The 12,258-nt window shown below is 59.5% G+C and carries 16 protein-coding genes and 1 pseudogene; 9 read left to right on the forward strand and 8 right to left on the reverse strand.

Features of this window, described 5'->3' with window-relative positions:
* The first annotated feature begins 69 nt into the window (after positions 1-69).
* On the forward strand, positions 70-960 hold the full coding sequence (locus tag J2W17_RS08575) for a pseudouridine synthase (RefSeq protein WP_307332222.1): 891 nt from the start codon (positions 70-72) through the stop codon (positions 958-960).
* A 70-nt stretch (positions 961-1,030) separates the two neighbouring features.
* Here the strand turns inward: J2W17_RS08575 and J2W17_RS08580 are convergent, their stop codons facing one another.
* The gene (locus J2W17_RS08580; RefSeq protein ID WP_128871566.1) at positions 1,031-1,252 is read right to left on the reverse strand and encodes a YgdI/YgdR family lipoprotein; all 222 of its coding nucleotides are present in this window, start codon (positions 1,250-1,252) and stop codon (positions 1,031-1,033) included.
* Positions 1,253-1,330: 78 nt separating this feature from the next.
* Entirely contained in the window at positions 1,331-1,933 is a 603-nt protein-coding gene (gene mobA / locus J2W17_RS08585) for a molybdenum cofactor guanylyltransferase MobA (protein WP_307332230.1), read from the reverse strand.
* 81 nt (positions 1,934-2,014) lie between these two features.
* Between mobA and moaB the strand changes: the two genes are divergently transcribed.
* Together moaB and J2W17_RS08595 are read left to right on the forward strand one after the other, a co-directional pair.
* Entirely contained in the window at positions 2,015-2,554 is a 540-nt protein-coding gene (moaB, locus tag J2W17_RS08590; protein ID WP_307332234.1) for a molybdenum cofactor biosynthesis protein B, read from the forward strand.
* Positions 2,538-3,764, forward strand: coding sequence for a molybdopterin molybdotransferase MoeA (locus tag J2W17_RS08595; protein ID WP_307332240.1), 1,227 nt, complete (start codon positions 2,538-2,540; stop codon positions 3,762-3,764). The genes moaB and J2W17_RS08595 overlap by 17 nt, the downstream gene beginning before the upstream one ends.
* Here the strand turns inward: J2W17_RS08595 and J2W17_RS08600 are convergent.
* Together J2W17_RS08600 and J2W17_RS08605 are read right to left on the reverse strand one after the other, a co-directional pair.
* Complete coding sequence (locus J2W17_RS08600) at positions 3,761-3,976, reverse strand: hypothetical protein (RefSeq protein WP_307332244.1); 216 nt, start codon at positions 3,974-3,976, stop codon at positions 3,761-3,763. The genes J2W17_RS08595 and J2W17_RS08600 overlap by 4 nt on opposite strands.
* Positions 3,977-3,985: 9 nt before the next feature.
* On the reverse strand, positions 3,986-4,297 hold the full coding sequence (locus J2W17_RS08605; protein ID WP_307332248.1) for a hypothetical protein: 312 nt from the start codon (positions 4,295-4,297) through the stop codon (positions 3,986-3,988).
* Positions 4,298-4,523: 226 nt separating this feature from the next.
* Here J2W17_RS08605 and yegS point away from each other — a divergent pair, with 226 nt between their 5' ends.
* The 3 genes from yegS to J2W17_RS08620 all read left to right on the forward strand — a co-directional run bounded on the left by yegS (position 4,524) and on the right by J2W17_RS08620 (position 7,438).
* Entirely contained in the window at positions 4,524-5,438 is a 915-nt protein-coding gene (gene yegS / locus J2W17_RS08610; protein ID WP_307332251.1) for a lipid kinase YegS, read from the forward strand.
* A gap of 119 nt (positions 5,439-5,557) precedes the next feature.
* Entirely contained in the window at positions 5,558-6,493 is a 936-nt protein-coding gene (locus J2W17_RS08615) for a chemotaxis protein CheV (protein WP_307332254.1), read from the forward strand.
* Positions 6,494-6,631: 138 nt separating this feature from the next.
* A complete protein-coding gene (locus J2W17_RS08620) occupies positions 6,632-7,438 on the forward strand; it encodes an MOSC domain-containing protein (RefSeq protein ID WP_307332257.1) in 807 nt (268 codons plus the stop codon).
* A gap of 65 nt (positions 7,439-7,503) precedes the next feature.
* On the opposite strand, the gene ppnP is transcribed toward J2W17_RS08620, so the two are convergent.
* The 3 genes and pseudogenes from ppnP to J2W17_RS08635 all read right to left on the reverse strand — a co-directional run.
* Positions 7,504-7,788 (reverse strand): pyrimidine/purine nucleoside phosphorylase, encoded by a 285-nt coding sequence (gene ppnP / locus J2W17_RS08625; protein WP_307332261.1) that lies wholly within the window; start codon positions 7,786-7,788, stop codon positions 7,504-7,506.
* Between the two features lie 70 nt (positions 7,789-7,858).
* Entirely contained in the window at positions 7,859-8,401 is a 543-nt protein-coding gene (locus J2W17_RS08630; RefSeq protein ID WP_307332263.1) for an exonuclease domain-containing protein, read from the reverse strand.
* A gap of 71 nt (positions 8,402-8,472) precedes the next feature.
* Positions 8,473-8,670 (reverse strand): annotated as a pseudogene (locus J2W17_RS08635) (acyclic terpene utilization AtuA family protein); the annotation flags it as partial.
* A gap of 193 nt (positions 8,671-8,863) precedes the next feature.
* On the opposite strand from J2W17_RS08635, the gene J2W17_RS08640 reads away from it, so the two are divergent.
* The 3 genes from J2W17_RS08640 (at position 8,864) to J2W17_RS08650 (ending at position 11,488) form a co-directional block, all read left to right on the forward strand.
* Positions 8,864-9,511 carry a TetR/AcrR family transcriptional regulator gene (locus tag J2W17_RS08640; protein ID WP_307332267.1) on the forward strand — a complete coding sequence of 216 codons (648 nt, stop codon included), beginning with the start codon at positions 8,864-8,866 and terminating at the stop codon, positions 9,509-9,511.
* Positions 9,512-9,580: 69 nt separating this feature from the next.
* The gene (locus J2W17_RS08645; RefSeq protein WP_307332270.1) at positions 9,581-10,375 is read left to right on the forward strand and encodes a substrate-binding periplasmic protein; all 795 of its coding nucleotides are present in this window, start codon (positions 9,581-9,583) and stop codon (positions 10,373-10,375) included.
* Between the two features lie 99 nt (positions 10,376-10,474).
* Complete coding sequence (locus J2W17_RS08650; protein ID WP_307332273.1) at positions 10,475-11,488, forward strand: GNAT family N-acetyltransferase; 1,014 nt, start codon at positions 10,475-10,477, stop codon at positions 11,486-11,488.
* 155 nt (positions 11,489-11,643) lie between these two features.
* Here the strand turns inward: J2W17_RS08650 and J2W17_RS08655 are convergent, their stop codons facing one another.
* A complete protein-coding gene (locus J2W17_RS08655; protein ID WP_064676521.1) occupies positions 11,644-12,192 on the reverse strand; it encodes an RNA polymerase factor sigma-70 in 549 nt (182 codons plus the stop codon).
* Positions 12,193-12,258: the final 66 nt, after the last annotated feature.

Genomic DNA, 12,258 nt, shown 5'->3' on the forward strand with positions numbered 1-12,258 from the left:
ATTCTCTTCTAGGTTCGATCCGGTCGTTGTTGGATAATGCCGCCCTGTATCGAGGGTCAGAACGTTCGTATGTCCACTACATCTTTTTGCGCAGCACACACCCAGGCCAGCACGCTTTACCTGCCGCCGGGGGCGTGGCAGACCGTACTCGATTGCCTGTGTGAGCACTTCAGCGCCATTGGCCGTGAACAATGGCTGGACAGAATCGCCCGTGGACGGGTTCTCGACGGGCATGGCGTACCGATTGCCCTGGATTTGCCGTACAAGGAAGGTCTGCGTATCCACTATTTTCGAGAGGTGCCGGACGAAAAGCCGATCCCGGTGGTCGAGTCGATCCTGTACGCGGACGACCACCTGGTGGTGGCGGACAAACCGCATTTCCTGCCAGTGACCCCAGCCGGCGAATTCGTGGAGCAGACCCTGCTGCGACGGTTGATCCGGCGCCTGGATAACCCGCACCTGGTGCCATTGCATCGCATTGACCGCCATACGGCGGGGCTGGTGCTGTTTTCAGCCAATCCAAAGTCCCGGTCGGCGTATCAGTCGTTGTTTCCTGCGCGGCAGATCGAAAAGCGCTACGAGGCAATTGCCAGGGCCTTGCCTGACCTGTGCTTTCCCCTCGTGCACAAGAGCCGGCTCATCGATGGCGAGCCTTTCTTTCGCATGCGGGAAGGTCCGGGCGCCAGCAATACCGAGACGGCCGTGGAGGTCCGGGAGAAGAACGGTGATCTTTGGCGGTATGGGCTTTATCCGGTGACGGGCAAGAAGCATCAGTTGCGCGTGCACATGACCGCCCTGGGCGCGAGTATCTGCAACGACCCCTTCTATCCACAGGTGCTCAAGGACGTTGTGGATGACTATGCCAATCCCTTGAAGCTGCTCGCCCAGGGGCTGCGGTTTGTCGATCCGGTGAGCGGACAGGAAAGAAACTTCGAGAGCGCGATCACGCTCCCGTGGTAAGCACCGTTCCTCAGCCATGAAAAAGCCCGCTTGCAGCGGGCTTTTTTGTATTCGGTCGTCAACCCAGGGATTACAACTCCTTGACGGTACGCACCTGATCCTTGTTCACGCGGTTATGCTTGCCATCGAGTTGTTCGAATTCGTAGAAACCTGATTCGTCATCGTATTTTGGTGCGTCGACGGCCTGGATTTCGCGACCGTCATTCAAGGTGATCACTGTAGGCGAGGCGCAACCGGCAAGGGTGGCGAGGCCCAGTGCGAGCATGAAAGTGGCAAGGGTCCGTTGAGTCATGAGTGTGTCTCCGAATTTGAATTCTTTTGGTTACTGAGCTTGAGACGTATGCAACGAGTGCAAGTTCCGTCGGTGGGCTCAGTCTGACACAGTGTTGTGAGTACTTAACAGTTCCGGGGTATTGAGGTTGGCCAGGCGCGGGTCATGGTCGGGACATTGCAGGGCATGGGCCCCCAGCTTGCGCATGAGGCGACCCGGGCTGCGTTCACCGTCGTGCCAGGCACTTTCAAAAGCGCTGGAAAGCGCCACGGGGATGATGCACAGCAAGGGCTCCCAATGTTCGCCCTGGCGCAGCATCAAGGGTTTGTCCGGATGCTGGCTGGCGGTTTCGCGCATGCTCTCCAGTAACGCGGCATCAATCCGGGGGACGTCGCAGGGCAATATCATCAGATGCGCATGCCCGGCCGCCTTCAGGCCAGCGCGGATACCGGCCAACGGCCCCGGAAAGTCCCCTTCCTCGTCATGAACAAGCCGGTCGGCGTAGGGGGCGTACCGTTCCGGATTCCTGTTGCAGGAGATGATCAGATCGTCGGTCAATGCGCGGGTCTTGCGATGCAGATGAGCAATCAGGGGTTCGCCCTGCCATTGCAGCAACCCTTTATCCTGGCCGCCCATCCGTTGTCCGCGACCACCGGCCAGGAGCAGAATGGAGCAGGGCGGCAAATCCAGAGTCGAAGTCATGGCAGGTTTCCATGGAGGCGGCGAAAAAATGAGGCGCTGTGATATAACACCGGGCTGATTCTCCTACAACTGGATGAGCCTATGAAAGCCAAGGCTGATGTACCTTTTGCGCCGCTCAACATCGCGGTGCTGACAGTCAGCGATACCCGTACCCTGGAAACCGACACGTCAGGCCAGCTCTTCGTCGACCGCCTGACTGCCGCCGGCCATCACCTGGCGGCCCGGGTATTGCTCAAAGATGACCTCTACAAGATTCGTGCACAAGTCGCCAACTGGATTGCCGAGGATGTCGTGCAGGTCGTACTGATCACCGGAGGCACCGGTTTTACTGGACGTGACAGCACCCCTGAAGCCGTGAGCTGCCTGCTGGACAAGCAGGTCGATGGCTTTGGTGAGCTGTTCCGGCAGATATCGGTGGCCGATATCGGCACTTCGACCGTGCAGTCCCGGGCCCTGGCCGGTCTGGCCAATGGCACGCTGGTCTGCTGCTTGCCCGGTTCGACCAATGCCGTGCGCACCGGTTGGGACGGCATTCTCGCCGAGCAACTCGATTCGCGGCACCGCCCGTGCAATTTCGTACCCCATCTGAAACAGGCGGCACCCTGTGAATCCCGCGGGTAAGCCGGGCAAGACCGGCAGCCTTATGGCGGTCGAAGTGGCCCTGACCCGCTTGCTCGAAATGGCCGAAGCCTCACCGATTCGCGAGCGAGAACGCTTGCCGTTGGCGCAGGTAGAGGGCCGCGTATTGGCCGATGACCTGGTGTCGACGCTTGACCTGCCACCCTGGCCCAACAGTGCCATGGACGGTTATGCCTTGCGCGTGTCCGACTGGACGGGAGAGCCGTTGACGGTCAGTCAGAAGATTTTCGCAGGCAAGGCTCCGGATCCCCTGGAGCCCGGCACTTGTGCGCGAATCTTCACCGGTGCGCCGGTCCCCAACGGTGCCGATTGCGTCCAGATGCAGGAAAACGTCGAGGTCCAGGCAGATGGACGCGTGCGTTTCATCCAAACCATGGTTCCGGGCCAAAACATTCGTCCGCAAGGCCAGGAAACCACCGTCGGTGAACTGATTCTGCCTGCCGGCACGCGCCTGGGACCGATCGAGCAGGGGCTGGCGGCCTCGCTGGGTTGCGCAGAACTGGAGGTAATTCGCAAGGTTCGCGTGGCGGTCTTGTCCACCGGGGATGAGTTGCTTGAACCCGGTCAGGCGCTGGGACCGGGACAGATCTACAACAGCAATCGGGTGTTGCTCTGCAGTTGGTTGCAACGCCTGGGTTGTGAAGTGATTGATGCCGGTATTCTGGTTGACGACCTGGCGACCACTCGTGCCCGCCTGGGTGAGCTGAACGATGTCGACCTGATCCTCTCCACCGGCGGCGTCTCGGTCGGGGAAGCCGACTTTCTCGGGATCGCCTTGCGCGAAGAGGGCGAGTTGACCTTGTGGAAGCTTGCCATCAAGCCTGGTAAACCGCTGACCTTCGGGCATTTTCGCGGTGTTCCGGTGATCGGCTTGCCCGGCAATCCGGCGTCGACCCTGGTGACCTTTGCCTTGTTGGCAAGACCTTATCTGATGCGCCGTATGGGGGTGAAGGAGGTCGAGCCCCTGAAGTTTCAGGTTCCGGCGGGATTCGCCTGGCCCAAAGCCGGCAATCGGCGCGAGTACTTGCGCGGGCGGCTGGAGAACGGGCGTGCCATCATCTACAGGAATCAGAGTTCCGGAGTGCTGCGCAGCGCCGCCTGGGCGGAGGGTCTGGTTGAAGTGCAGGAAGATCGCACGCTGGTCGAGGGTGATTGGGTCAGCTTTATCCCGTTGAGTGAGGTCCTGGGTTAACCCGGCATCCCTGCCGGATTATCCCCTGCGTCCCCCCGCCCCGTAGTAGCTGTCGAGCGAAGCGAGGCTGCGATCTTTTGATCTTGCTTCCCAGCGATCTTGAGAAGATCAAGATCAAGATCAAAAGATCGCAGCCTGCGGCAGCTACTGCATTGACCACGTGCGCCGCATTTTTGCGGGTTGACCTCCATCTCGGCGGCTTTTGCGTTCATGGCCAATCCTCATCGACCCAGCAAAAGCGTCACGAGCTGGTCGAAACGGCTATTGCCGATCCACACCAGCAGCCCCAGGAGCACGGCTGTTCCGCCAACTGAATAAATGAGCCGGTGCTTGATGGATTGGACGTTGTCACGCAGTTCATCCATGTCTCTGCGAATGTCTTGAAGGTGTTTTTCCAGTTCAGTGATTCGAGGGGCCATGGCAACCCCGGCGGTGGGTGCTGCGCTGTTTTTCAATTCGGCTTGTTGATGGGCGCGTTTTTCCGCGAGTGGTGTGACCGGAATGAGCGGTGACCTGAGGTCATGGTTTTGCATGGGCACGTCCCTGTTTGTTTCTGCTGATGACTGATAATGACAGTCGCCACGTTGTACCAATCACGGCAGCCAGGTCAATTGAGCCGATTCCTAACGTTTTGTAAGAAAATTCCTTGTTGCAGGGCGCAAGACGGCTCAATTTGAATTAATTCAATTCCCATCGACTTTTCTGAAGGGCCGTGAGGTCATATCTCCCATACGAAATCAATTCATGGGAGTGAGCACAATGAGCGAACGCAGGGCGCTATTGATTCTGCATGGCAAGCAGGCGCTCAACGAGTCGGTTCGCGCCGCCATCGAGGACAAGCGCCAACAAGGTTGGGAACTGGCCGTGCGACTGACCTGGGAAGCCGGGGACGCGCAGCGGTTGGTAGAGGAGGCATTGACGGCAGGCTATAGGCAAATCATCGCCGGCGGGGGTGATGGCACTTTGCGTGATATTGCCGAGGCCATGGCCGCACATCCGACGCAGGCCAGCCTGGTATTGATGCCCCTGGGGACGGCCAATGATTTTGCCCGGGCCGCCGGTGTGCCACTGGAGCCTGATCAGGCACTGGATCTATTGGACACTGCACCAAGCGCCATCGATCTGGGCGAAGTGGGCGGACAGGTATTCCTGAATATGGCCACGGGCGGCTTCGGCAGCCAGGTGACGGCCAATACCTCGGAGGATCTGAAAAAAATCCTCGGCGGTGCGGCTTATTTATTCACCGGTTTATCTCGCTTCAGTGAGTTGCATGCGGCCTATGGCGAGTTGCAGGGCCCTGATTTCCAATGGAGTGGCGAGCTGCTGGCACTGGGTATCGGCAATGGCCGGCAGGCCGGCGGTGGGCATGTGTTGTGCCCGGACGCGCTGGCAGACGATGGCCTGCTGGATATCAGCATCTTGCCTGCGCCGCAGGAACTGGTGGGCACCTTGAAAACACTGTTGGCTGACGGTTTCGGTATCGACAACATGTTTGTGCGCGCCCGTTTGCCCTGGGTCGAGATCAAGGTCGCGGAAGGTCTGTATATCAACCTCGATGGCGAACCGCTGGAAGGCGACAGTCTGCGATTCTCTGCCCGGGCGGCGGCACTGCGGGTGCACCTGCCGGAAAACTCGCCGCTGCTCGGCTGTACTCCAATACCTGATGGCCAATAAGGTTTGATCGTGACAAGCAGCAATGCCGGGTCGTGGTGTTTTACCAGGGGTCAAGGTTCGACAAGAACTGCCGATAACGACCTTTAGTGAATTCATCGGAACAAACCCAGGAGTCCTTGATGGCCGGCATTCTCGACACGGTAGACCAACGCACGCAACTGGTGGGGGAGAATCGCCTGGAAATCCTCATGTTTCGGCTTGCCGGCCGGCAATTGTTCGCGATCAACGTGTTCAAGGTTCAGGAAGTGCTGCAACTGCCGAAACTGACCCTGATGCCCCAGCGCCATCCGTTTGTCTGCGGGGTGATCAATCTGCGAGGCCAGACCCTGCCGGTGATCGACCTGTCCCAGGCCATCGGCATGCGTGCGCTGGTGCCAAGCCCTGCCAGTACCATCATCGTCACTGAGTACAACCGTTCGGTGCAGGCGTTCCTGGTCGGTGGCGTGGACCGCATCGTCAACATGAACTGGGAAGCCATCCTGCCGCCGCCGACCAGCGCCGGTCGCCAGCATTACCTGACCGCCATCAGCAAGGTCGACGACCAGTTGGTGGAAATCATCGACGTCGAAAAAGTCCTGGCCGAAATCGTGCCGTACAACGCCAAGGTGTCCCGCGAAAAACTCGACGATCCCGTCCTGGAACACGCCCGCGGTCGTGAAGTGCTGCTGGTGGATGACTCCAACGTGGCAATCTCGCAATTGCGCGAAACCCTGGGGCAGTTGGGCGTGAAGATGCACGTGGCCAGCGATGGCCTTAAGGCATTGAACCTGCTCAAGGGCTGGGCCGATACGGGCGTGAACATGACCGACAAGTTGCTGATGGTCTTCACCGATGCGGAAATGCCGGAAATGGACGGTTACCGCCTGACCACTGAAATCCGTAACGACCCGCGCCTGCGTGGCCTTTATGTGGTGCTGCACACCTCGTTGTCCGGCAGCTTCAACGACTCGATGGTCAAGAAGGTCGGCTGCGATAACTTCCTCTCCAAATTCCAGCCGGACAAACTGGTCGACGTGGTGCGCCAGCGCTTGATGCTCGACCAGGTCCCGGCCTGATATCGACGCGCGCAACCTGTGGGAGCCCGTCTTCGCGAGCAAGCCCGCTCCCACAGGTAGACCGTGTCCGATTTTCAGCCTTTGATTCGGCGCTGGAGCTCGTATAGGGTGGCGTTTTTATCCTCCAGGGAGCTGGCCATGCTGCGTTTGAGCGCGCTTTATCGTTATCCGTTGAAATCCGGCAAGGGCGAGATCCTGCAGCAGGCCAGCCTGGACAAGCTTGGACTGGTAGGGGATCGACGCTGGATGTTGGTGGACGAGGCCAGCGGGCGGTTCCTGAGCCAGCGCGTAGCGGGGCGGATGAGTCAGCTGTCGGCGTTGTGGAATGCCGAAGGCGGCTTGACCCTGAGTGCTCCGGACCGCTCGCCGATTGATATCGCCTTGCCCGGCCGTGACGCCGAACTGCGCGGCATCACCATTTTTCGTGACAGTTTGCGGGTGCCCGATGCCGGTGATGAGGCCGGGGCCTGGGTCAGTGAATTCATTGGCAAGTCGACTCGTTTGGTGCAAATATCGCTCGATCGCGCGCGGATCACTCAGGCGGGCTATGGCAGGGATGACGATCGGGTGGCCTTCGCCGATGGCTTCCCGCTGTTGCTGATCGGGCAGGCGTCTCTGGAGGATCTATCGCAAAAGGTCGGACGCCCTCTGGAGATGCTGCGCTTTCGACCGAATCTGGTGATCGAGGGCAGCGATGCGTATGCCGAAGATGGCTGGAAACGTATCCGTATCGGCGATGTCGAGTTTCGCGTGGTCAAGCCTTGTTCGCGCTGCATCCTGACCACCGTCGACCCACAAACCGGTCTACGCAGCGATGATCGTGAACCTCTGGCGACCTTGCAGAAATACCGGGCCCAGGAAGAGGGCGCGATGTTCGGCCAGAATCTGGTCAATGATGGCAACGGCCACCTCGAAGTCGGCATGCCGGTGACGATCCTGGAATAATTGCGACAATGAAAAATGCCCGTGTCCTGGGACACGGGCATTTTTTTGCGCTGTGAACCTTGGGTTCAGCCGCGGTATTCGCACAGGTAAGCGGTGTCGACAGCCACTTTCAGCTGGAACTTGCAGTTGGCGGGTACGTTGAACTGGCTGCCTGCGGCGAAGGTTTCCCAGTCGCTGCTGTCGGGCAGCTTGACGGTCAGGGCGCCGGTCACCACATGCATGATTTCACGCTGGCTGGTGCCGAACTCATATTCGCCCGGCGCCATGACGCCGATGGTTGCCGGACCTTCTGCGGTGCCAAAAGCGATCGACTTGACGGTGCCGTCGAAGTACTCGTTGACTTTAAACATGGGCGATTCCTCGAAAAAAGGGCTGAAAAAGGCCGGCCAGTATGCACAAGGCCTTTGGCGCCGTCACGCGCTAGAGAGGGAGAACCAGTGGTAGCAGACGTGCTGTATTGCGCGCGTCTTCCAGCGCCCGGTGTTGCTGACCGGTGAACTGCATGCCCGCCAGTTGCAGGGCGCCGTTGAGCCCCAGCGGGCGTTCCAGCCGACGGGCCTTGGCAAAGCGTTGCTTGAGGTTCATGTGTTGCACCCGGCTCAGGGCGCTGTCGAGCTGCAGGCGCTGCCATTCCTGCAGCAGTTGTTTGCGGTCATAGTCGCCCCAACTGGCCCAGCCTTCCAGTCGCGCATGATGCTGGCCGAGCCAGCGTTCGAACGATGGCCAGACTTCGCCGAGCGGCTCGGCCCCATCGACGTCGGCCTGGGTGATGTGCGTCAGCTCCCGGCAAAACGGCGTCAGCAAGGGCCGCCGCAGTGGCCGCACGAAGCGCTGGAATGAATCCAGTTCCCGCCCCTTGCGATCCACCAGCGTGGCGCCGATTTCGATGATTTCCATTTCCGTTACTGGCCAGCCACCCTCATCGGTGGTGGCTTCCAGATCAATGACCAGCCAGTGAGGCATCGCAGGGTTCCTGGTATCCGCGTCCTGATAGCGCTTGAGCGTAGCCAAACCTGGCGGATCCGCCTAGCGGCTTATTCGACCTCCAACAATATCTGACGATTTTTCACCTGGTCGCCGACCCTGATCTGCGGTTGCAGGTCGTCTCCCAGCAGCACGGCGATTTTCAGCGCCACCCCGGCGTGGTCGCAGGCTGTCTGCAGGGCGGCGGCGCAGGCTTGTGGATTGACCCCGCCGGCATTGCTGATCACGCGCACGTTCTGTTCGGCAAGCCCATCAACGCCATGGCCACCTCCGACAGCAATGCATAGAGACTGCCAAGCAAGCGCTTGGTTTGTAAGCGGCTATACTATCTTCTGCCCGAGCGCTTGCTTGGTCGCCGCCGCCAGCTTAAATTGCCCGCGCCACCCCGCTGTTTTAGCGGTAAAGAGGCGGATTGGATTGATCGACTGTAGGAGAGAATGGGTGGACGAGCAAAAAGCCCTGAGGGTGATGCGCGAATTGGTCGACGACGGCCAATTGACCGACCCGGACAGCGCCCGCGGCAAACTGCTGCAAGTGGCGGCCCACCTGTTTCGCAACAAAGGCTACGAGCGCACTACCGTGCGCGATCTGGCCGGTGCCGTCGGCATCCAGTCCGGAAGTATTTTTCATCACTTCAAAAGCAAGGACGACATCCTGCGGGCGGTGATGGAAGAGACCATTCGCTACAACACGGCATTGATGCGTGCGGAACTGGCCGAGGCCAATAGCGTGCGCGAGCGGGTGCTGGCACTGATTCGGTGCGAATTGCAATCAATCATGGGCGGCAGCGGCGAGGCGATGGCAGTGCTGGTGTATGAATGGCGTTCGCTCTCCGAAGCAGGGCAGGCGCGGGTGCTGGCCCTGCGCGACGTCTACGAAGACCTGTGGCTCCAGGTGCTGGGCGAGGCCAGGGACGCCGGGTATATCCGCGGCGATGTGTTCATTACCCGCCGGTTCCTGACCGGTGCACTGTCCTGGACCACCACCTGGTTTCGCGCCGGCGGCAGCCTGAGCCTCGATCAATTGGCCGATGAAGCGTTGATTCTGGTGCTGGCAGAGAAAGACCAGGGTTGTCCGAAACACGACTAGACTGCTGAAGTGGCTGAAAACGCCTGGCTTGAATGCATGAAGCGTATTTTCTTGGGAGTGGGTAGTTTGATGTCATCGCCAATTCGGACGGCCTCGGTACTGCTACTGTCGGTGCTTTCGTCGTTATGGGTAGTGCCATCCCAGGCTGTGCAACTGGTGCGCATCGGTGCCGCGCATTTCCCGCCCTACACCGTGCGCCCGGAAACCGGTGCCGACACTGGCCTGTTGCCGCAATTGGTCGAGGCGCTCAACGCCTTGCAAAGCGACTATCAATTTGTCCTGGTGCCGACGTCCATCCCCCGACGCTTCGGTGATTTCAAGCAAGCCCGGGTAGACATGGCGATCTTCGAAAACCCGGACTGGGGCTGGAAGGACATTCCCCATACCACCGTCGACATGGGCCTGGAAGACGCCGAGATTTTTGTCGCGCAACGCGAGCCCGGCCGTCAGCAAAGCTATTTTGCCAATCTCGCCGGCAAACGCCTGGCGCTGTTCAGCGGCTATCATTACGAATTTTCCAACTTCAATGCCGACCCGAAATATCTCGCGCAGAACTACAACGCCACGCTGACCTATTCCCATGACAGCAACCTGTTGATGGTGCTGCGCGGGCGAGCGGACATTGCCCTGGTGACGCGTTCGTATTTAAGCGACTACCTGCTGCGCAATGAACAGGTCGGCGATCAGTTGCTGGTGTCGCATCGGGTCGATCAGATCTATCACCACTACGCCATCCTCCGCCCGACGGCGCCCATCAGTGGCGCTGCATTTGGCAAGTTGCTGCAAGACTTGCGCGAGAACGGCCAGATGCTGAAGATTTTCGATCCGTACCGGATTGCCGTGGTGCCGGTACCCGGTAACTGAAATCGCGCCACAGATCGTGTATTGATCGACTTCTCTTAAATTTTCCCCGGCGGCTCACGTCACCTCGTTGAACTGTCGACGATTAACGTGAGCCCGACCATGCCCGATCCGAATGACCTGACTGCCTTGGCGTTGCCTGCAGGAAGCCGTCTTGTAGCTGATGAAACCGAAAGCCGGCTGAGCCTCGACCTGGATGGGCAGCCGCTGATCAGGTTGCGTCTGACCCGTGAACCCGGCCTGCTGGTGCAGATCGAGCAAGTCTTCGACCACCCCGATGGCGATGCCCTGCACACAGCCTGTTATTGGCTGTTTGCCCGCGATCCTGCCTGTCAGAGCCTGACCTGGCAGCTGGATGAGGTCCCTGTCGATGCCTTGCGCAACGGCTTGCTGGTCATCACCGAAGCCACAGGCCAATATCGTTGCGAGCGCACCCTGTTCTGGCAAATGCCGCGGCCCTGGCTCGGTCAGTCCCTGGCCAGCTGTTATCCACAGCACATGGTCATCAGTGGCGGCAAACGTCATCCGTTGCGCCCGCTGAAACCGCAGGGTGATGTTTATCGACGTTTCGATGCCCGGTTGGGCGCGTGGATTTCCCTGCGCACGCTGGACATCGACCATGATCTTGAGCGGTTCAATCGCTGGCAGAACAGTGCGCGGGTCGCGAGCTTCTGGCAGGAGGAAGGCAGTCTGCAGCAGCATCGCGAGTACCTGGACAAACTCGAGGCCGACCCCCACACCCTGACGCTGATCGGCTGTTTCGATGATCAACCGTTTGCTTATTTCGAGGCCTATTGGGCCAAGGAAGATCGCATCGCGCCCTTCTATGAGGCAGACGATTACGACCGGGGGGTCCACATGCTGGTCGGTGAAGAGCATCACCGCGGCCCGCACAAGGTGGCGAGCTGGTTATCGGCGCTGGTGCATTATCTGTTTCTCGATGATCCGCGTACCCGCCGGGTGGTTGCCGAGCCTCGGGCCGACAACGGCAAGATGATCGGGTATATGCAGGGCCAGCGTTTTCATTGCGAGAAGGAATTCGATTTTCCGCACAAGCGCGCAGCGTTGATGGTGTTGGGGCGGGAGCGGTTTTTTGAGCGGTGTGAGTTGGCTTGAGGCGTAAGGCTTAAGATTAGTTGCGGTCTTGAGCCAGTCTTCGCGAGCAAGCCCGCTCCCACATTGCTTCTCCTGCGAACACAAAATTTGTGAACACCAGAGATCAAATGTGGGAGCGGGCTTGCTCGCGAAGGGGGCGACTCGAATTTCAGATCTTAACGCCGGGCAAAGGTATCCACCCGACTCCCCGATACCTTCCGGCAGTGCACCAGCGCATCGCGAATCATGAAGTTCACCAGGGTCGGCGAGACCCCGAGTTCCTTGGCGATGTCTTTCTGCGGCACGCCATGCAGGCGGTACATCTCGAAAGCGTAACGGGTGCGGCTGGGCAACTCCGTCAGCGCGTCGGCAATGTTTTCCAGGGTCGAGAAGTTCATGTGCGAGGTTTCCGGCGAAGCGCCCGGGATCACCACGTTCAGGCCTTCTTCCTCAGGCCCGGAATATTTCTGTTCCAGTGCCTGTTTACGGTAGTGATCGATCGCCAGGTTGCGCACGATCTGGAACAGGTAGCTGAGTTGAGCCTTGAACGAAGACGTGATCTGCGGCGCCGACTGCAGGCGGAAGAACGCGTCCTGTACCACGTCTTCGGCACGGGAGCGGCAGCCGGTAATACGGGCTGCAATCTTGACCAGAATCAGTCGATTGTCGACGAATGCCTGAAGTAGCGGTGAATCGCACCTGCTTGTGGACACTTGTTCCGTCATTGGAAATCACCTTGCTGCCAATAGGTTAGTGGGACGCCCGGAATGACCGGTGCTGTCCTACACATC

The sequence above is a fragment of the Pseudomonas lini genome, assembly GCF_030812475.1.
Taxonomy (GTDB): Bacteria; Pseudomonadota; Gammaproteobacteria; order Pseudomonadales; family Pseudomonadaceae; genus Aquipseudomonas; species Aquipseudomonas lini_A.